Source organism: Ideonella sp. sgz306126 (assembly GCF_056032705.1).
In genome coordinates this window covers 532,922-551,748 of the sequence record NZ_JBVYWP010000001.1, presented here as the reverse complement: position 1 = coordinate 551,748, position 18,827 = coordinate 532,922, and the positions used below count along the sequence as shown (strand labels likewise).

Annotated in this window: 13 protein-coding genes, 1 pseudogene and 1 riboswitch; of the genes and pseudogenes, 8 read left to right on the top strand and 6 right to left on the bottom strand. The window is 68.5% G+C overall.

Going from position 1 to position 18,827, the window contains the following annotated elements; translation table 11 throughout:
• The first annotated feature begins 203 nt into the window (after window positions 1–203).
• Window positions 204–1,346 carry a GDP-mannose 4,6-dehydratase gene (gene gmd, locus AC0N04_RS02560; RefSeq protein WP_474278289.1) on the top strand — a complete coding sequence of 381 codons (1,143 nt, stop codon included), beginning with the start codon at window positions 204–206 and terminating at the stop codon, window positions 1,344–1,346.
• 10 nt (window positions 1,347–1,356) lie between these two features.
• On the top strand, window positions 1,357–2,337 hold the full coding sequence (locus AC0N04_RS02555) for a GDP-L-fucose synthase family protein (protein WP_474278287.1): 981 nt from the start codon (window positions 1,357–1,359) through the stop codon (window positions 2,335–2,337).
• 27 nt (window positions 2,338–2,364) lie between these two features.
• Here AC0N04_RS02555 and AC0N04_RS02550 read toward each other — a convergent pair whose 3' ends face one another.
• Complete coding sequence (locus AC0N04_RS02550) at window positions 2,365–3,615, bottom strand: cellulase family glycosylhydrolase (protein WP_474278284.1); 1,251 nt, start codon at window positions 3,613–3,615, stop codon at window positions 2,365–2,367.
• Window positions 3,616–3,790: 175 nt separating this feature from the next.
• On the opposite strand from AC0N04_RS02550, the gene AC0N04_RS02545 reads away from it, so the two are divergent.
• Entirely contained in the window at window positions 3,791–4,363 is a 573-nt protein-coding gene (locus tag AC0N04_RS02545; protein ID WP_474278282.1) for a hypothetical protein, read from the top strand.
• On the opposite strand, the gene cysN is transcribed toward AC0N04_RS02545, so the two are convergent.
• Both cysN and cysD read right to left on the bottom strand, forming a co-directional pair.
• Window positions 4,321–6,225: a sulfate adenylyltransferase subunit CysN gene (cysN, locus tag AC0N04_RS02540; RefSeq protein WP_474278280.1), complete on the bottom strand. Its 1,905-nt coding sequence runs from the start codon at window positions 6,223–6,225 to the stop codon at window positions 4,321–4,323. The two genes, AC0N04_RS02545 and cysN, sit on opposite strands and share 43 nt — an antisense overlap.
• Window positions 6,225–7,124, bottom strand: coding sequence for a sulfate adenylyltransferase subunit CysD (gene cysD, locus AC0N04_RS02535; protein WP_474279048.1), 900 nt, complete (start codon window positions 7,122–7,124; stop codon window positions 6,225–6,227). Before cysD ends, cysN begins: the two co-directional genes overlap by 1 nt.
• A gap of 992 nt (window positions 7,125–8,116) precedes the next feature.
• Between cysD and cysQ the strand changes: the two genes are divergently transcribed.
• The 3 genes and pseudogenes from cysQ to AC0N04_RS02520 all read left to right on the top strand — a co-directional run.
• A complete protein-coding gene (gene cysQ / locus AC0N04_RS02530; RefSeq protein WP_474278278.1) occupies window positions 8,117–8,947 on the top strand; it encodes a 3'(2'),5'-bisphosphate nucleotidase CysQ in 831 nt (276 codons plus the stop codon).
• A 56-nt stretch (window positions 8,948–9,003) separates the two neighbouring features.
• Window positions 9,004–11,067 carry a capsular polysaccharide biosynthesis protein gene (locus AC0N04_RS02525; RefSeq protein ID WP_474278276.1) on the top strand — a complete coding sequence of 688 codons (2,064 nt, stop codon included), beginning with the start codon at window positions 9,004–9,006 and terminating at the stop codon, window positions 11,065–11,067.
• Window positions 11,068–11,248: 181 nt separating this feature from the next.
• Window positions 11,249–12,358: pseudogene (locus AC0N04_RS02520) on the top strand (capsule biosynthesis protein); the annotation flags it as partial.
• Window positions 12,359–12,414: 56 nt separating this feature from the next.
• Here the strand turns inward: AC0N04_RS02520 and metH are convergent.
• A complete protein-coding gene (gene metH / locus AC0N04_RS02515; RefSeq protein WP_474278273.1) occupies window positions 12,415–15,228 on the bottom strand; it encodes a methionine synthase in 2,814 nt (937 codons plus the stop codon).
• Between the two features lie 61 nt (window positions 15,229–15,289).
• A riboswitch (S-adenosyl-L-homocysteine riboswitch) is annotated at window positions 15,290–15,376 on the bottom strand.
• Window positions 15,377–15,473: 97 nt separating this feature from the next.
• On the opposite strand from metH, the gene AC0N04_RS02510 reads away from it, so the two are divergent.
• Window positions 15,474–16,094 (top strand): cyclic nucleotide-binding domain-containing protein, encoded by a 621-nt coding sequence (locus AC0N04_RS02510; RefSeq protein ID WP_474278271.1) that lies wholly within the window; start codon window positions 15,474–15,476, stop codon window positions 16,092–16,094.
• 40 nt (window positions 16,095–16,134) lie between these two features.
• On the opposite strand, the gene AC0N04_RS02505 is transcribed toward AC0N04_RS02510, so the two are convergent.
• Window positions 16,135–17,358, bottom strand: a complete 1,224-nt coding sequence (locus AC0N04_RS02505; RefSeq protein WP_474278269.1) for a polyhydroxyalkanoate depolymerase — start codon at window positions 17,356–17,358, stop codon at window positions 16,135–16,137.
• A 110-nt stretch (window positions 17,359–17,468) separates the two neighbouring features.
• On the opposite strand from AC0N04_RS02505, the gene AC0N04_RS02500 reads away from it, so the two are divergent.
• Window positions 17,469–18,224, top strand: a complete 756-nt coding sequence (locus tag AC0N04_RS02500) for a glutathione S-transferase (RefSeq protein WP_474278267.1) — start codon at window positions 17,469–17,471, stop codon at window positions 18,222–18,224.
• A 6-nt stretch (window positions 18,225–18,230) separates the two neighbouring features.
• Here AC0N04_RS02500 and AC0N04_RS02495 read toward each other — a convergent pair whose 3' ends face one another.
• Complete coding sequence (locus AC0N04_RS02495) at window positions 18,231–18,653, bottom strand: cupin domain-containing protein (protein ID WP_474278265.1); 423 nt, start codon at window positions 18,651–18,653, stop codon at window positions 18,231–18,233.
• Between the last annotated feature and the right edge of the window lie 174 nt (window positions 18,654–18,827).

The window sequence follows — 18,827 nt, the reverse complement described above, 5'->3', positions numbered from 1 at the left end:
TCTTGTCGCAGGAAAGCTGCAGCGGACTGCATTCTGGAGGATTGGAGGGGGATTCCAATCCTTTGCAGTCGATGAAAGGGGCGATTTTGAGGTCTTTTTGACATGGGTCGCTGCGCGGGGCCGATCCGGTGCGGACCCTGGCCCGCGAGCCCGCAGGCCCATCGGCGAGAATGTCAGCTTCGCGTCTCTGCCTTGCCGGCCTCATGACCCAACCCCCCCGCTCCAAAGTTGCCCTGATCACCGGCGTGACCGGCCAGGACGGTGCCTATCTGGCCGAATTCCTGCTTAAGAAGGGCTACGAAGTGCACGGCATCAAGCGCCGAGCCAGCCTGTTCAACACCGACCGGATCGACCACCTGTACCAGGACCCGCATGTGGATGGGCGCAAGTTCATCCTGCACTACGGGGACCTGACGGACTCGACCAGCCTGACGCGCATCATCCAGAAGGTGCAGCCCGACGAGATCTACAACCTGGCGGCGCAAAGCCACGTGGCGGTCTCGTTCGAGGAGCCCGAGTACACGGCCAACGCCGACGGCATCGGGGCGCTGAGGATCCTGGAGGCGATGCGCATCCTGGGGCTGGGCAAGAAGACCCGGTTCTACCAGGCCAGCACCTCGGAGCTGTACGGGCTTGTGCAGGAGACGCCGCAGAAGGAGAGCACGCCGTTCTACCCGCGCAGCCCCTACGCGGTGGCCAAGCTCTACGCGTACTGGATCACGGTCAACTACCGAGAGGCCTACGGCATGTACGCCTGCAACGGCGTGCTGTTCAACCACGAGAGCCCGCTGAGGGGCGAGACCTTCGTCACGCGCAAGATCACGCGGGCGATCGCGCGCATCGCGCTGGGCCTGCAAGACAGCCTGTACCTGGGCAACCTGAGCGCGCTGCGCGACTGGGGGCACGCGAGGGACTACATCGAGATGCAGTGGCTGATGCTGCAGCAAGAGCAGCCCGAGGACTACGTGATCGCCACGGGTGTGCAGTACAGCGTGCGCCAGTTCGTGGACTTCGCGGCGAGGGAGCTGGGCATCGAGGTGGCGTTCAGCGGCCAGGGCGAGCAGGAGGTGGGCACGGTCAAGGCGGTGACGCCGGTGAACGGCGAGATCAAGGCCAAGTGCAAGGCGGGCGACGTGATCGTCAAGGTGGACCCGCGCTACTACCGGCCGACCGAGGTGGAGACGCTGCTGGGCGACCCGAGCAAGGCCAAGGCCAAGCTGGGCTGGACGCCCAAGACCAGCCTGCAGGAGCTGGTCAAGGAGATGGTGGAGGCCGACTACACCACCGCGCGCAAGGACAGCCTGGTCAAGCTCGCGGGCTTCCAGGCCTTCGACCATCATGAGTGAGGGGCAGGCGATGAGCGATTTCGATCCCAAGCCCCACCTGCACCCCGAGAACGCGCCGGCCAAGGACGCACCGATCCTGGTCGCCGGAGCGCGCGGCATGGTCGGCAGCGCGCTGGTGCGGCGCCTGCAGCGCGCCGGCCACACGGCGGTGCTGGCGCCTGGACGCGCCGAGCTGGACCTGATGGACGGCGCCGCGGTGAACGCCTACCTGCAGGCCAGGCGGCCGGCCTACATCTTCATCGCGGCGGCCAAGGTGGGCGGCATCCAGGCCAACAACACCTACCGGGGCGAGTTCCTCTACAACAACCTGACGATCCAGAACCACCTGATCCACGGCGCGCACCTGGCGGGCGTGCAGCGGCTGATGTTCCTGGGCTCGAGCTGCATCTACCCCAAGCTGGCGCCGCAGCCGATCCGCGAAGAGGCGCTGCTGACCGGGCCGCTGGAGCCGACCAACGAGCCCTACGCGATCGCCAAGATCGCCGGCATCAAGCTGTGCGAGGCCTACAACGCGCAGTACGGGCGCCAGTACGTCAGCGTGATGCCCACCAACCTGTACGGGCCCAACGACAACTACGATCTGGCCAACAGCCACGTGCTGCCGGCGCTGATCCGCAAGGCGCACGAGGCCAGGCTGCGCGGCGACGCCGAGTACGTGGTCTGGGGCACCGGCACGCCCAAGCGCGAGTTCCTGTACGTGGACGACCTGGCTGATGCCTGCGTGCACCTGATGAACCAGGGCTACGACGGCCCGCTGGTCAACATCGGCACCGGCGAGGACGTGACGATCCGCGAGCTGGCCGAGACAGTGATGGGCGTCGTGGGTTTCGAGGGCCGGATCGTCTTCGATGCGACCAAGCCCGACGGCACGCCGCGCAAGCTGCTGGACGTGGGGCGGCTGGCGGCGCTGGGCTGGCGCGCGCGCACGTCGCTGCGCGACGGGGTGGCGCTGGCCTACCAGGACTTTCTCACCAGCGCCGCAGGCGCCTGAAGCGCGCCTGCGCATCGCGCGGCGGGCTCAGCGCAGCCGGCTCCAGGTGGCTTTCATCAACTCACCGGGGCCCATGTTCTTGTCGTCGCAGCTCTTGAACCCGTCGAAGCTCGTGAGGCGCGCGCCAGGCCTGCCTGGAAAGTCGAACATGCGGTGGTTCCAGTCGCCGGGAAAGATCAGCACGCCGATGCGCCTGCGAATGAAGTAATCGACGAAGTCGGCGGCGATGTGCGGCGAGTCGACCCCCGGTCCGCTGCGGCTGTCATAGCAGCGGCCCAGTTCCTCCTTGGCGGTGGTGCCCGAAAAGAACGCGCTGGCGATGCAGGCGTGGCGGTCGCACCAGCCGTCCAGCCAGTAGTCGATGTCCGAGCTGCGGTAGTAGTCGGTCTTGGCGGCGCCGAGCTTGGTGTGCTGCGAGTCGTCGGTCGGCAGCGGGTGGATGTCGAACGCCAGCTGGTGAAGCGGATCGTCAGGCACGTTGGCATCGGTGTTCTTGCGCCAGATGTGCGAGGTCGAGATGCCTTCCAGGATGATCACGTTGCGTGCACCCGTCTTGCGGATCGTGTTGACCATCAACTGATGGTCCACCCGCCAGCGCTGCCACAGCGTCGGGTCCGAGGCGAGCTTGTCGGCCTTGCCATAGCCGGGCTCGTTGAAGGCATTGAAGTACACCGACCCCCGCTGGGCGAACAGCGGTGCGAGCACCGACCATACGCGGGCCGCCTCGGCGCCGGGGGTGCGCTCGGAACCGACGGACGCGGACGGCTTGCCCGCGCTGATCGTCAGCATGCTGGTCATGCCGTAGCGCGCCGCGAGATCCACGGCCGCCACGATCTCGTCGAGGTAGGCCTTCTTCTGCGCCGGCCCCATTTGTCCGTCCGGCATGCGGTTGGTCGGATCCAGCCCTGCGATGCTCAGGTTGAAGCGCAGCGTGTCGACGCCGATGTCCTGCAACTGCCGCAGGAACACGTCGCCCCAGGCCTTGTGGGCCTTGGCATAGACGCCTTTCAGGTACTCCGGCGGTGCGACGAAGCCGGTGATCACCACTCCCTTGGGAATCCAGGGCTGCCCGTCGCGCATGAACTGGTGGCCCGACACGGTGACCACGCAGCGCGCGCCCAGGCAGTCCGCAACGGCGGGATTGGGGGCGGCCGCCACCGCGTCGGCAGGGCCGGGGCGGGGTTTCCTGGCGTACGCCTGCGGGTACCAGGGCAGGGCCGCCAGCAGGCCGATCCAGAACATGGCGACAGCGACGCTGCGGCGTGACAATCCGATCATGGTCAGAGCCTCCTGGGTGTTTCTGGCAAGGATCGGGGCGTCGCCCGGGCCTGTCCAGGCACTTTACCGAGGCCGGCGCAATTCGGGTGGCTCGGCGAGACCCCGTCCCCCGGTATTCTTGGGGGGCTGCACGGCCGGGAATCGACCGGCGGTCAACCGGGCAGGAGGTGTCGCGATGAAGGAGTCGAGGTGGGGCGGGGGTGTCGCGCTGGCGCTCAGCGTCTTGCTCGGTGCCTGCGTCACGCCCGCGCCGCTGAGCTTTGCGCCAGGCAGCTCCCTGGCGTCGGTCGTGCAGGCCCTGGGGCCGCCGACGGCGGAGTACGCCCTGCCGCAGGGCGCGCGCGAGCTCGAATATGCCACCGGACCCTACGGCAAGTCGACCTACATGCTCGTCTTCGATCCGGCCGGGCGACTGGATCGCGCCGGGCAGGTGCTCACCGAAGCGCACTTCAACGAGATCCGGCCCGGCATGCGTTCGGACGAGGTGTTGCGCCGTCTTGGCCGGCCTTCCGAAGTCTGGCCGCTGGCGCACCAGCGTCAGCAGGTCTGGTCTTACCGCTATCCGACCTATGAGTGCCGCTGGTTCATGATCGGCATGGGGTTGGATGGCACGGTGGCGGACACCGGCTATGGCGAGGATCCGCTGTGTGCCGTTCACCAGGTGCGTCGCGCCGGCCACGGGGCCGGTGCGACGGCCGCGTCGGATCAGTCGATCAGGCCCAGCTCCCTGATCCGGGCGATGACCTGATCGGCCGCCTCGTCGGCGCTGCAGTGGGTGGTGTTCACGCGCAGCTCGGGCCGCTCGGGTGGCTCGTACGGACTGGAGATGCCGGTGAAGTTCGCAATCTCGCCGCGGCGCGCCTTCTTGTACAAACCCTTGACGTCGCGGTCCTCGGCGATGGCCAGCGGCGTATCGACATAGATCTCGATGAACTCGCCGTCGGCCACCAGGCTGCGCGCCATCGCGCGCTCGGAGCGGAACGGCGAGATGAACGCGGTCAGCACGATCAGGCCGGCGTCGACCATCAGGTGGGCGACCTCGGAGACGCGGCGAATGTTCTCGACCCGGTCGGCCTCGGTGAAGCCCAGATCCTTGTTGAGGCCGTGCCGCACGTTGTCGCCGTCGAGCAGGTAGGTGTGGCGCCCCATCGCATGCAGCTTCTTCTCGACCAGGTTGGCGATCGTCGACTTGCCCGCGCCTGACAGGCCGGTGAACCACAGCACACCGGGACGCTGGCCCTTGGCCGCGGCGCGCGCCATCTTGGCCACGTCCACCGGCTGCATGTGGATGTTGTGCGAGCGGCGCAGCGCGAAGTTCAGCATCCCCGCGCCCACCGTGTTGTTGGTGAGCCGGTTGATCAGGATGAAGCCGCCGGTGTCCCGGTTGGCGGTGTAGGCGTCGAACGCGATCTGGCGGTCCAGCGCCAGGTTGACCACGCCGATCTCGTTGAGCTCGAGCTGCTTGGCAGCGAGCTTCTCCATCGTGTTGACGTTGACCTTGTACTTGGGCTCGGTGACGGTGGCGGTCACCGTCTGGGTGCCGATCTTCAGCAGGTACGAGCGCCCGGGCAGCATCGGATCGTCGGTCATCCAGACCAGGCTGGCCTCGAACTGGTCGGCGACCTCGGCCGGGCTGGCGGCGGTGGAGATCACGTCGCCGCGCGAAATGTCGATCTCGTCCTCCAGCGTCAGGGTCACGCTCTGGCCCGCCACGGCCAGCGGCAGGTCGCCGTTGAGCGTGACGATCCGCGCCACCTTGCTCTCGCGTCCCGAGGGCTGGGCGCGGATGCGGTCGCCCGGCTTGACGATGCCGCTGGCGATCAGGCCGCTGAAGCCGCGGAAGTCGAGGTTGGGACGGTTGACCCACTGCACCGGCATGCGCAAGGGCTCGTGCTGAAGCCGCTCCTCGTCCACTTCGCAGGTTTCGAGGAAACCCATCAGCGTGGTGCCGCGGTACCAGGGCGTCTTCTCGCTGGGCACCAGCATGTTGTCGCCCTTGAGGCCCGACAGCGGGATGCTGGTGATGTCGGTCAGGCCGATCTGCTGGGCGAACGCGCGGTAGTCCTCGTTGATCTGGTCGAAGACCTTTTGCGAGTAGTCGACCAGGTCCATCTTGTTGATGGCGAGCACGACCTTTCGGATGCCGATCAGGCTGACCAGGTAGCTGTGGCGGCGGGTCTGCGTCAGCACGCCCTTGCGGGCATCGACCAGGATCACCGCGACGTCGGCCGTCGAGGCGCCGGTGATCATGTTGCGGGTGTACTGCTCGTGCCCGGGCGTGTCTGCGACGATGAACTTGCGCCGGTCGGTGCTGAAGAAGCGGTAGGCCACGTCGATCGTGATGCCTTGCTCGCGCTCGGCCGCCAGGCCGTCCACCAGCAGCGCGAAATCGATGTCGCCGCCCTGCGTGCCCCACTTCTTCGAGTCGTTCTCGATCGCCGCGAGCTGGTCCTCGAACAGCATCTTCGACTCGTACAGCAGCCGGCCGATGACGGTGGACTTGCCGTCGTCCACGGAGCCGCAGGTGATGAAGCGCAGCAGGCTCTTCTTCTCATGCTGCTGCAGATACTTCTGGATGTCGGTGGCGATGAGGTCGGAAACGTGTGCCATCAGAAATATCCTTCCTGCTTCTTCTTTTCCATCGAGGCGGCGGCGTCGTGGTCGATCATGCGACCCTGGCGCTCGCTGGTTTTGGTCAGCAGCATCTCCTGGATGATGTCGGTCAGGGTCTCGGCCTCGGACTCGACGGCACCCGACAGCGGATAACAGCCCAGCGTTCGGAAGCGGACCTTCTTCATCATCGGCACTTCGCCGTCGCGCAGCGGAAAGCGCTCGTCGTCGACCATGATCAGCGTGCCATCGCGGTCGACCACCGGGCGCTCGGCCGCGAAGTACAGCGGCACGATCGGCACGTTCTCCAGGTGGATGTACTGCCAGATGTCCAGTTCGGTCCAGTTCGAGATCGGGAACACGCGGATCGACTCGCCCTTTTGCTTGCGTCCGTTGTAGAGGTGCCAGAGTTCGGGGCGCTGGTTCTTCGGATCCCAGCGGTGCTGGTCGGAGCGGAAGCTGAAGATGCGCTCCTTCGCGCGGCTCTTCTCTTCGTCGCGGCGCGCGCCGCCGAACGCAGCGTCGAAGCCGTACTTGTCCAGCGCCTGCTTGAGCCCCTGGGTCTTCCACATGTCGGTGTGGATCTGCGAGCCGTGGGTGAACGGGTTGATGCCCAACGCCATCGCTTCGGGGTTGTGATGCACCAGCAGCGTCATGCCCAGTTCCTTGGCCATGCGGTCGCGCATCTCGTACATCGCCCGGAACTTCCAGGTCGTGTCCACGTGCAGCAGCGGGAACGGCGGTGGCGACGGGTAGAAGGCCTTCTTGGCCAGGTGCAGCATGACGGCTGAATCCTTGCCGATCGAATAAAGCATCACCGGGTTGTCGGCCTCGGCGACGACCTCGCGCATGATGTGGATGCTCTCGGCTTCCAGCCGCTGCAGGTGGGTCAGGCTCATGGGGGGGTCCGTGGGCAGGAGGGAAGAAACGGCGGGGCGGGCAAAGGGCCCCGCGGGGCTCTGGGGGGCCGGCGTCGTGCCGGCCGCGGGGCGCTCCGGCCGAAGCGGCGGGGTCGCGGTCGCCGCCTTGGCGGCAGGGGGGGGCAAAGCTTGCCGCACCTCGGCCGGATCACGCAAGGCTTCGGGGATGCGGCGCGGCGTCGGCGCCACGGAACAAGCCCGCACTCGCAGCCGAGGTTGCTGGGCCAGCCACAGGTCGAGCGCGGGCGCGCGGCTCAGGTCGGGGCCGTGCAGGGCCACGTGCCAGCGCCCGTCATGGCCGTGCAGCAGCCGCTGCAGGAAGTCGATGTGGGCGTCGATCGAGCCGTTGCGGGCCACGGGCAACCAGGTCAGGCTGCCGCGCGGACTCATGCCGACCAGCAGCGCCGCACCCGAAGGCAGGTCCGGGTGGTGGACGGAGCCGGCCCAGATCAGCCGTGCGCCGTCGGCGCGTGCCTCCTGCACCGCTTGCGGCCAAGCCTGGTCGGCCCAGGCCCGCGCGCCGCTGCTGTGCTCGGCGGCGGCGGCCATCGGTTTGAGCGCCAGGCCCCAGCGCTCCAGCAGGCGCGACATCGCTCGGGCGTCCAGCGTCACGTCGAAGCGCTGCCGTGCCTCGGTCTGCAGCGCGCTGCCGTCCCACAGGCCGACGGCCGGCGGCTTGAGCGCGATGCGGCGCAATTCGCGCTCCTGCGCCGCGTCGAGCACCCGTCCGTCGCCCTTGGGGCGTCCGCGCGGGCCGACCTCGATCGCCGACCAGCCGCCCGACTCGAAAGCCTGGCAGGCGCGGATGATGGTCGGCACGCTGAGCCCGGTCTCGGTCCGGATCTGGCTCAGGCTGTGACCGTCGACGCGCAACTGCACCGCGCGCTTGCGGCGCGCATTCAGCGACGGCAGGGCCTGGCTGGGCGGATTCACGGCGTAAAACCTGGTCAATAAATGTTTTAGGGGTTTGAGTGTGCCACGACAGCCTCACAATCGGGCATCCCCAGCTTGGAAAAATGGCCATGACCACACCGACTTCCCCCGATCTCGCCGCCTGGTTGGACGCGCTGACGCCGCTGATCCGCGAGGCTGGTCACGTGATCATGGACATTTATGCGACCGACTTCGACGTCAGCCGCAAGGGCGACGACTCGCCCGTCACCCAGGCTGACCAGCGCGCCGAGGCGGTGATCCTGGCGGGCTTGAGCCGACGGATGCCCGGGATTCCGGTGGTGGCCGAGGAGGCCGTTTCGGCTGGGCAGATTCCGCAAGTGGGTGACCGCTTCTTCTTGGTCGATCCGCTCGATGGCACGAAGGAATTCATCAGCCGCAATGGCGAGTTCACGGTCAACATCGCGCTGATCGAACACGGCTATCCGGTGCTGGGCCTGGTGTTCGCGCCCGCGGTCGGTCGGTTGTTCGGGGGGGCGAAAGGGGTCGGCGCCTGGGTGGAGGATGCCGCCGGGCGGCGGCCGATCCATTGCCGCGCGGTGCCGGCCCAGGGCCTGACGGTGGTCGCCAGCCGCTCGCACGGCGACGAGGCGGCACTCGACGCTTTCCTGAACGGGCGCGCCGTGGCGTCCCGCACCAACGCTGGCTCCTCTCTGAAGCTGTGTCTGGTGGCGGCGGGCGAGGCCGACCTGTATCCGCGCCTCGGGCGCACGATGGAATGGGACATCGCGGCCGGCGATGCCGTGCTGCGCGCTGCCGGCGGCCAGGTCCGGACCGTGGCGGACGGTCAGGTGCTGCGGTACGGCAAACCGGGCTTCGACAACCCCCATTTCGCGGCCAGCGGATCGTGATGCCCGGCATCCAGAACCTGCGCTGACGCGCCGGGTCCGGCGGCTACAGTCGACGCATGCACGAGGACGCCGCCCCCGCTGACGACGCCGACCCCAGCAGCGAAGGCCCTGGTGCCGGCCTGCGCCTGGTATGGCACGGGCGCGGCCTGGCCGCGGTGCCCACGCTCGCGGCCCTGCTGTCGCCGGCGCGGCTGCTGAGCCCGGCCCAGGCGCGACGCGACGGCGCGGATGCGGTGTTGGCCTGGGGTCGCAAGCCCAGCGCCGTCCGGGCCGAAGCCTGGGCCCGTCGCCAGGGCCTGCCGGTCTGGCGCATCGAGGACGGCTTGCTGCGCTCGATCGAACCCGGACCGCGGTCGCCGCCGCTGTCGCTGGTGTGGGACGACGAGGGCATCTACTACGACGCGTCGCAGGCCTCGCGGCTCGAGCGCCTGGTACGCCGGCCGCTGACGGCCTCGCGCCTGGCCCGGGCGCAGGCCTTGCGGCAGGCCTGGTGCGACGGACGGCTGTCCAAGTACAACCAGGCCCGCGAGCCGGCCTTCGAACTGCGAGACGACGACGTGCTGGTCGTCGACCAGACGGCGGGCGACGCCTCGATCGCCTTCGGCGCGGCCTCGCCCGCCTCGTTCGTCCGCATGCTGGACGCCGCGCTCGACGAGCACCCGCGCGCGCGCATCCTGCTCAAGCAGCATCCGGAGGTGGTGGCCGGGCGCAAGCGCGGGCACTTCGACCCGCAGGCCTTGTCGGTGGGCACCCGCGGCCGCATCGTCTGGCTGGGGCGCGACGTCCATCCGCCGGGCCTGCTAGCCCGGGTCGCCGCGGTGTATGGGGTCAGCTCGCAGCTCGGTTTCGAAGCCTTGCTGTGGGGACGCCCGGTGCGCTGCTTCGGCCTGCCGTTCTACGCGGGCTGGGGCCTCACCGGCGACGACCTGCCGGCGCCGGCACGCCGCACCCCGGCGCCGCTGGAGGCGTTGGTGCATGCGGCGCTGGTGGATTACGGCCGCTGTGTGGACCCGGAGACCGGCCAGCGCTGTCTGCCGGAACACCTGGTCAGCTGGATGGCCTTGCAACGTCGCCAGCGCGAGCGCTTTCCCGCCGAGTTGGTGGCTCTGGATTTCTCCTGGTGGAAGCGGCCGATCGCACGCCGCTTCCTGGCGGGCAGCGAGGTCCGCTTCCAGTCCTCGCGCCGGCCGGTGCCCGAGGGGGCGACGCTGGTGCTGTGGGGCGCGCGCCCGCCGCCGCCCCAAGCCCGCCCCTCGGGCGTCATCCGGCTCGAGGACGGTTTCATTCGCTCGGTCGGGCTGGGGGCGGACCTGCGCCAGCCGCTGTCCTGGGTGCAGGACGCGCTTGGGCTGTACTACGACGCGCAATCCCCTTCGGCGCTGGAGCAAGGGTTGAACACGGCCGACCCGCCGCCAGACCTGCTGGCGCGGGCCGCCCGGCTGCGCGAGCGCATCGTCAGCGGCGGCCTCAGCAAGTACAACCTGGCGGGCGAGTCCTGGACGCGCCCGGCGGGCCGCCCAGAGGTGTTGCTCGTGATTGGCCAGGTGGAGGGCGATGCCTCGATCCGGCACGGCGCGCCGGGGCTCCACAGCAACCTGGACCTGCTGAAGGCGGTGCGCCAGGCGCACCCCGCCGCCTGGCTGCTGTACAAGCCGCATCCCGACGTCGTGGCGGGCTTGCGCGCCGGCGGCCGCGGCGAGGCCGCGGCGGCGCAAGTCTGCGACGAGGTGGTGCTGCGGGCGCGCATCGAGGACCTGCTGCCCCAGGTCGACGGCGTGCACGTGCTGACCTCGCTGGCCGGCTTCGAAGCCTTGCTGCGAGGCACGCCGGTGACGACCTGGGGGCTTCCGTTCTACGCCGGCTGGGGCCTGACCCGCGATCAGCTCGCGACCCCGCGGCGCAGCCGGTGCCTGAGCCTGGATGCGCTGGTCGCCGGCGTGCTGATCGTCTATCCGGCCTATGTCAGCCGGGTGACGGGGGCGTTCACGACACCGGAGCGGGCGCTCGACGAACTGCAAGCCTGGCGCGAGGATCAGGGGCGCTCAGGCCGCGGTGCCGCGCTGCTCCAGGGCGTGCGGCGCCTGGGACTGCGCCTGCTGCGCCGATGGCGCGGCGTGTGAGCGCAGCTGAAGCGGTCACGAGGGCCGCTTAAAACGTATCGGGCGCGACCGGCCACCGGTTCGTGGGATGCAGGACGGTGAGATTCCTCTCTAGACTGGGCCGCATCCGCCAAGAGCTTCGGTAACTGTTACCGAATTGGACCCTCTGCTGGCTTGCACACGCTGTACTCTGTCTGCCGCCATGATCCCGCGCTCGCTTGATCTTCTGATGGCCCGCCGCCGCACCTTGATGCTGCAGGGACCGATGGGTCCGTTCTTCGCCCGCCTGGCCGCCACGCTGCGGGCGCGCGGGCAGCAGGTCTGGAAGGTCAATTTCAACGGCGGTGACGATCTCTACTTCAGCGACGATTCGGTGCGGCGCTTTCAGGCGCCGCCGAACCGCTTCTCCGCCTGGCTGTCGGCTTTGCTGGACGAACTGGACGCCGACACCCTGGTGCTGTTTGGTCAATCCCGGCTCATGCATGTGCAGGCCATCCAGATCGCGCGGGCCCGGGGCCTGGCGGTGTTCGTGTTCGAGGAAGGCTATGTGCGACCCGACTACGTCACGCTGGAATCGGGGGGCGTGAACGCGGCGTCGGGCATTCCACGCGACCCGGCTTTCTATCGCGCGCTGACCCCCGATGTCACGCCCAACCCGGAGCCCACCCGCCAGGAGTTCGGCACCGTGGCGGGCATCGCGATGCGCTATGCCCTGGCCTGCCATGCCGGCCGCGCCGCCTATCCCCACTATGAACACCATCGCAGCCTGGCCCCGGTGACCGAAGGCCTGCGCTGGGTGCGCGGCGCATGGCGCAAGTGGGTCTGCCGCGTGCGGGAGCGACATCTGCAGGATTTCCTGTGCGCGCCGGCGCAACACAAGCGCTTCTTCCTGGTGCCGCTGCAGGTCTGCAACGACAGCCAGATCGTCGTGCATTCGCGTTTCCGCGAGATGAGCCACTTCATCGACGAGGTGCTGGCGTCGTTCGCCCGCAGCGCGCCGGCCGACACCCTGCTGGTCTTCAAGCACCACCCGCTGGACCGGCCGTACTCCGATTTCGCGGCGGCCATCGCGCGCGGCAGCGTCCGGCAAGGCGTGCAGGACCGCGTGCTCTACATCCACGACCAGCACCTGCCCAGCCTGCTGCAGCATGCCCGCGGGGTGGTCACGATCAACAGCACCAGCGGCCTGCAGGCCTTGTTCCACGGCACGCCGGTGACGACGCTGGGCGACGCCATCTATGCGGTCGAGGGACTGGTGAACCGCGGCCCGCTGGACCGATTCTGGGTCGAGCCGGGCACGGTGGACGCCGACCTGTTCCGGCGATTCCGGGGCTATCTGGTCCGCGAGAACCAGCTCAACGCCAGCTTCTACGCCGACGCGCCCGGGCTGCCCGATCCCGCGGCCGTCCTGGCCGAGCGGTCGTCCAGCACGCTGGCCAGGCGGCGCCGCGCCAGCGCTTCAGGCAGGCCCAAGGCCTCGGCCCAGGCGGCCAACTGGTCCTCACCCACCGGTCCGACGTTGAAGTAGACCGCTTGCGGGTGCGCCAGGTAGAAGCCGCTGACGCTGGCGGCCGGCGTCATCGCCATGCTGTCGGTCAGTCCCATGCCGATGTCCTCGGCCTGCAGCACCCGGAACAAGTCCGCTTTCACGCCGTGCTCGGGGCAGGCCGGGTAGCCGGGGGCCGGGCGGATGCCGGTGTATTTCTCGGCCACCAGGTCCTCGGTCGTCAAGGTCTCGTCGGCGGCGTAGCCCCAGAATTCGGTGCGCACGCGCTGGTGCAGGCGCTCGGCAAACGCTTCGGCCAGGCGGTCGGCCAGGGCCTTCAGCATGATGGCGGAATAGTCGTCGTGCGCCGCTTCGAACTGCTGCGCCTTCTTGTCGGCGCCCAGTCCGGCCGTGACGGCGAACAGGCCCAGGTAATCGGGTTGGACGCCCTTGGGCGCCACGAAATCGGCCAGCGAGCGGTTCGGACGCTTGACGCCGTCGACCGTCGGGCGCTCGGTCTGCAGCCGCAGCGGCGCCCAGCGCATCAGCACCTGGCTGCGGGTGTCGTCGGCGTAGACCTCGATCACGTCGTCGTCGACGGTGTTGGCGGGGTACAGGCCGATCACGCCGCTGGCCTGCAGCCAGCGCCCGTCGATGATCTTCTTCAGCATCGCCTGGGCATCGGCGAAGACCTTGCGCGCTGCGTCGCCCACCACCGGGTCCTTCAGGATGGCCGGATAGGGACCGGCCAGGTCCCAGGTCTGGAAGAACGGGCCCCAGTCGATGTAGCGCGCCAGTTCGGCCAGGTCGTAATGGCGGAATTCGCGTCGGCCGATGAAGCGCGGCGCGGGCGGCGCCGCCGACCAGTCCAGCGACTGCTTGTTGGCGCGCGCCTGGGCGATCGGCACCAGCGGCTTGCTCTTCTTGTTCGCGTGCAGGGTGCGGACCTGGTCGTAGTCGGCGTTGAGCTCGGCGATGTAGCGGGTCGCGCGCTCGTCGGACAACAGCTCGGAGCACACGCCGACCGCCCGCGAGGCATCCGGCACGTAGACGATCGGTCCGTCGAAGTTCGGCGCGATCTTCACGGCGGTGTGAACCCGGCTGGTGGTGGCTCCGCCGATCAGCAGCGGCGTCTTGCGCTCGCGGAAGTACGCGTCGCGCTGCATCTCGGCGGCCACGTGCTGCATCTCTTCCAGGCTGGGGGTGATCAGGCCGGACAGGCCGATGATGTCGGCCCCTTCCTCGCGGGCGCGCGCCAGGATGTCCTGGCAGGGCACCATCACGCCCATGTTGATGACCTCGAAGTTGTTGCACTGCAAGACCACCGTGACGATGTTCTTGCCGATGTCGTGCACGTCGCCCTTGACGGTCGCGATGACGATCTTGCCTTTGGCGCGGGCCTGTCCGCCGGCCTCGACCAGCGCCGCCTTCTCGGCCTCGATGTAAGGCAGCAGGTGGGCCACGGCCTGCTTCATCACCCGCGCGCTCTTGACCACCTGGGGCAGGAACATCTTGCCGGCCCCGAACAAGTCGCCCACCGTGTTCATGCCGGCCATCAGCGGGCCCTCGATGACGTGCAGCGGCCGGCCGCCATCGGCCTGGATGGCTTGCCAGGCCTGCTCGGTGTCCTCGTCGATGAAGTCGGTGATGCCGTGGACCAGCGCGTGCGACAGCCGCTCGTTCACCGGCGCCTGGCGCCACGCCAGGCGCTGCGAATCGTCCTTGGCGGCCCCTTTGACCTGCTCGGCCACTTCCAGCAGCCGTTCGGTGGCCGATTTCGCGGCTTCGTTCGGCTTGAGCCGGGGCACCCGGTTCAGCACCACGTCCTCGACACGCTCGCGGAGCTCGGGGTCCAGATCGTCGTAGACGCCGATCATGCCGGCGTTGACGATGCCCATGTCCATGCCGGCCTGGATCGCGTGGTACAGGAACACGGTGTGGATCGCCTCGCGCACCGGTTCGTTGCCGCGGAAGCTGAACGAGACGTTGCTGACGCCGCCGGAGACGCGTGCGCCCGGCAGGTGCTGCTTGATCCAGCGGGTGGCGTCGATGAAATCGACGGCGTAGTTGTCGTGCTCTTCGATGCCGGTCGCGATCGCGAAGATGTTGGGATCGAAGATGATGTCTTCGGCTGGAAAACCCACCTCGTCGACCAGCAGCCGGTAGGCGCGAGCGCAGATGTCGATCTTGCGCTGGAAGGTGTCGGCCTGGCCGGTTTCGTCGAAGGCCATGACCACGGCCGCCGCGCCGTAGCGGTGCACCAGCTTGGCCTGGCGCTTGAACTCGGCCTCGCCCTCCTTGAGCGAGATCGAGTTGACGATGCCCTTGCCCTGCAGGCACTTCAGGCCGGCCTCGATGACGCTCCACTTCGACGAATCGACCATGATCGGCACGCGCGCGATCTCGGGTTCGCCGGCGATCAGGTTCAGGAAGCGCACCATTGCCGCCTGGCTGTCCAGCATCGCCTCGTCCATGTTGATGTCGATGACCTGGGCGCCGTTCTCCACCTGCTGGCGTGCGACGGCCAGCGCCTTTTCGAACTCGCCGGCCAGGATCATCCTGGCGAACACTTTGGAGCCGGTGACGTTGGTGCGCTCGCCGATGTTGACGAACAGGGCGCTGGCGTCGAGCGTGACGGGTTCCAGGCCGGACAGGCGAAGGGGAGGCGGCGGAGCGACGGAAGGCGTGGGGGTCATGGCGCGCTGGGTCAGGGACGGAGTCGGCCCGATCCCCCGGGCGAGCAGGCTCACCCGGGGGGTCGGGTGAGCGTCGTTGATGCCACCAAGCCTGACGGCGTCAGGAGCCCTGAGGCCCTGGGACGCTGCTGCAACGCTCCTTGGATGGCGGCAATTTTACCGCGCCGACGGCTTGCGTGTCGTGGCGCCAACGCGCCGCCCGCCCCGGAGCGCGGTATCTTCGGGCGCCTGTTATCTTCCATGTCATGAGTTCGTCATCCCTGACCTCGTCGTCGCTGCCCGAGGCGCCCGAGCTGGCCGCCGCAGCGGCCCGGCTGCTGCGCGGCGACGATGCGCTGGCCCAGCTCAGTGCGGCGGACGCGCGTTGCGTGGTGTCGTACATGCGGCTGCTGCGCAGCGGCGAGGGCCAGGTGCTGATGCGCGAGGGCGAGGCGGCGACCAATGGCTTCATGCTGCTGATCCTGGACGGCGAGGTGACGGTGGAAAACACCGTGGCGAGCCGCGCGGCGCCGGTGGTCGTGTCGGTGCTGGGGCCGGGACACTTGCTGGGTGAGACCGGCTTGTTCGACGGCGGGCCGCGCACGGCGACCTGCATCGCCACCACGCCGCTGACCGCGGCAGGACTCTCGCTCAGCGCGTTCAAGCGGCTGATCCGCGACGAGGCCGACGTGGCGGCCAAGCTGATGGTGGGCATTTCCCAGCGCATGGCCCAGCGCCTGCGCGATTCCAGCCGCCAGCAGCGCGTCTACCACCAGTTGTTGACGGCGATGCAGGGCGAGATCGACGAACTGCAGCGCCAGTTGCAGAAGGTGATGGACGGTGCCGCCCGGCGCAGGGAGCTGGGCGTCGAAGGCGCGTCGCGCTGAAGGGCATCGGGGGCGGTCTGCCGGTCCGGCCCTCGCCCGGTCACGCCGACAGGTGAATGACGTCGCGCACCACCGGGTAGATGTGGTTCTGCCAGCGCCGGCCGCTGAACACGCCGTAGTGGCCGACGTTGGGTTGCACGTAGTGGGTGCGCAGGTAGGGTCGCAGGCTGCTGGCCAGGTCTTGCGCGGCCAGCGTCTGGCCGATGGCGCAGATGTCGTCGCGCTCGCCTTCGACGGTCAGCAACGCGGTGCGGCGGATCGCCGCCGGATCGACCCGGCGGCCGCGGAACCGCAACTCGCCCCGCGGCAAGGCGAACTCCTGGAACACCAGGCGCACGGTTTCGAGATAGAACTCGGCGGCCAGATCGGCGACGGCCAGGTACTCCTCGTAGAACTGGCGCGTCACTTCGGCCTGATCGTGCTCGTCGTCCACCAGATGCTGGTAGTAGTCCTTGAAGGCCGTGGCGTGGCGTTCCTTGTTCATGCTGATGAAGGCGGAGAGCTGGACGAAGCCCGGGTACACACGGCGCCCCCGCCCCGCATAGCGCAGCGGCACGACACCGATCAGGTTGTTTTCGAACCAGTCGATCGGCCGCTCGGTGGCCAGACGGTTGACCACCGTGGGACTGATCCGGCAGTCGATCGGGCCGGCCATCAGCGTCAGGCTGGCCGGGGTGGCGGGGTGCTGGTCCTCCGACATCAGCGCCACGGCCGCCAGCGCCGCGACGCAAGGCTGGCAGACCGCGATCACGTTCGCATGCGGACCCAGCGCCGCCAGGAAATCGATCACATGCTCGATGTACTCGTCCATGCCGAATCGACCGGCCGCGAGCGGCACGTCGCGCACGTTGTGCCAGTCGGTCACGTAGACGTCGTGGTCCTGCAGCACCGTGCGCACGGTATCGCGCAGCAGCGTCGCGAAATGGCCCGACATCGGCGCCACCACCAGCACCTTGGGCTGCACCGGATCGCCCGCCTTGCGAAACCGCAGCAGGGTGCCGAAGGGCGTGGTCAGCACGGCCTCTTCGGTGACCGCCACGGGCTCGCCCTTGACGCTGACCGACGCGATGTCCCAGGCCGGTCTGCGGTGGGTCACCTGGGCGAGCTCGATCAGCTTGCAGGCCGCTGCCCAATGGCGTGCGGCCGCGCTGCCCACACCGGCGCTGCGCTCCGACAGGTCTCGAAGCAAGGGGGCCGACCACCGGGCCGCGGTGCGCAGCGGCCACGCCAAGTCGACATGGGCCTGGTAGGCCTGGTACATCATGAAGACTCCCGTCGTTGTGCAACGACCGCTGCCACGCAACAAACGCGCCACTGAGGTGGCATGCGGCTTGCGACCGTCCTGCGCCCCCTTCTCGCGACGGAGATGCCTCGATGCCTGTTGCCACGCCCGCCCAATCCCGTTCCGGGTCCGCCTTGCGTGCGCCGGCAGCCAAAGCCCCGGCGCGTCCCGCACCCAAGTCCCGGCTGCAGCCGCCGGCCTGCACGCTGACCCTCAGCAGTCGCAACTACTCGTCCTGGTCGCTGCGCGGCTGGCTGCTGGTCCGCTTTGCCGGGCTGAGCTTCACCGAGCTCAGCGTGTCGCCGGACGACGCGGATGTCCGCAAGGAACTGCTGCTGCTGGCCCCGTCGATCCGTGTGCCCTGCCTGACGCATGACGGAGCCAAGGTCTGGAACACGCTGGCGATCGCCCATTACCTGGACGAGGTGTGCCCCGACGCCGGGCTGATGCCGCAGGATCGGATCGCCCGCGCCCATTGCCGGTCGATCTGCGGCGAGATGAACTCGGGTTTCGCGAACCTGAGGTCTTCGTTGCCGATGAACCTGAAGGCCCGTTTCCCGGGCCACAAGGTGTGGGCGGGCGCACGGCCCGACATCGAGCGCATCGTCGAGATCTGGACCGAATGCCTGGACCGCTACGGCGGGCCTTATCTGTTCGGCGCGCAGCGCTGCATGGCCGACGCAATGTTCGCGCCGGTGGCCACCCGGTTCCTGACCTACGACGTGGCGCTGCCTGCGCCCTGCGCCCGCTATTGCAAGACGATCATGGCGATGCCCGAGATGAAGGAGTGGGTGGCAGCGGCCTTGCTCGAGCCCGACGAGATCGAAGAACTCGACATGGACTTCTGACCGGCCTCAAGCCCAGGGGGTGGGCGCCGGGATCTCGCACACGCCCGGCATGTCGACCGTCTTGAAGTCGGCGGGGCCGACGATTTCCAGGTACTCCATGTCCGGCGAATAGTCGAACAGGTAGTGGACGATGCCGGGGCGCTGGTGGACGCAGTCTCCGGCTTCCACCAGGGTCACCTGGTCCTCGTACATGAACTTGGCCCAGCCCTTGGTCATGATGACGATCTGGAAATCGGCCTCATGGCGGTGCCATCCCGTGCCTCGTTCCGGTGCCGAATGGGCTTTGACGAGGTGCGCGATCACCCGTCCCCGGGTCGCTTCGGCCACGCCGAGATCCCGGTAGAGAAAGAAGTCGCGCAACCCGTCGCCGCGCCAGGGCGTGTCGGCAGGCTTGACGTGTGAGAAATCGGTGCTCGTCTTGTCCAGCATGGGGATCCTCCGGCGTCAGGGTTGGCGTCGGACGAATTCATGCATAAGACGTTCCACCGGCCTGCCCGGATCCCGCGCATCGCCGCCCGTGGATCGGCATCGTCATCCTCAAGCCAGAGAATGGCCGACGCGATCGAGTTCTGATCAGGCGCCGGCCCGCACCGCCGCGCTGGC

What these genes read in the sequence shown, in the direction of transcription:
- gmd (WP_474278289.1), top strand. Translation starts at nt 204, where the DNA reads ATGACCCAACCCCCCCGCTCCAAAGTTGCCCTGATCACCGGCGTGACC.
- AC0N04_RS02555 (WP_474278287.1), top strand. Translation starts at nt 1,357, where the DNA reads ATGAGCGATTTCGATCCCAAGCCCCACCTGCACCCCGAGAACGCGCCG.
- AC0N04_RS02550 (WP_474278284.1), bottom strand. Translation starts at nt 3,615, where the DNA reads ATGATCGGATTGTCACGCCGCAGCGTCGCTGTCGCCATGTTCTGGATC.
- AC0N04_RS02545 (WP_474278282.1), top strand. Translation starts at nt 3,791, where the DNA reads ATGAAGGAGTCGAGGTGGGGCGGGGGTGTCGCGCTGGCGCTCAGCGTC.
- cysN (WP_474278280.1), bottom strand. Translation starts at nt 6,225, where the DNA reads ATGGCACACGTTTCCGACCTCATCGCCACCGACATCCAGAAGTATCTG.
- cysD (WP_474279048.1), bottom strand. Translation starts at nt 7,124, where the DNA reads ATGAGCCTGACCCACCTGCAGCGGCTGGAAGCCGAGAGCATCCACATC.
- AC0N04_RS02525 (WP_474278276.1), top strand. Translation starts at nt 9,004, where the DNA reads ATGCACGAGGACGCCGCCCCCGCTGACGACGCCGACCCCAGCAGCGAA.
- metH (WP_474278273.1), bottom strand. Translation starts at nt 15,228, where the DNA reads ATGACCCCCACGCCTTCCGTCGCTCCGCCGCCTCCCCTTCGCCTGTCC.
- AC0N04_RS02510 (WP_474278271.1), top strand. Translation starts at nt 15,474, where the DNA reads ATGAGTTCGTCATCCCTGACCTCGTCGTCGCTGCCCGAGGCGCCCGAG.
- AC0N04_RS02505 (WP_474278269.1), bottom strand. Translation starts at nt 17,358, where the DNA reads ATGATGTACCAGGCCTACCAGGCCCATGTCGACTTGGCGTGGCCGCTG.
- AC0N04_RS02500 (WP_474278267.1), top strand. Translation starts at nt 17,469, where the DNA reads ATGCCTGTTGCCACGCCCGCCCAATCCCGTTCCGGGTCCGCCTTGCGT.
- AC0N04_RS02495 (WP_474278265.1), bottom strand. Translation starts at nt 18,653, where the DNA reads ATGCTGGACAAGACGAGCACCGATTTCTCACACGTCAAGCCTGCCGAC.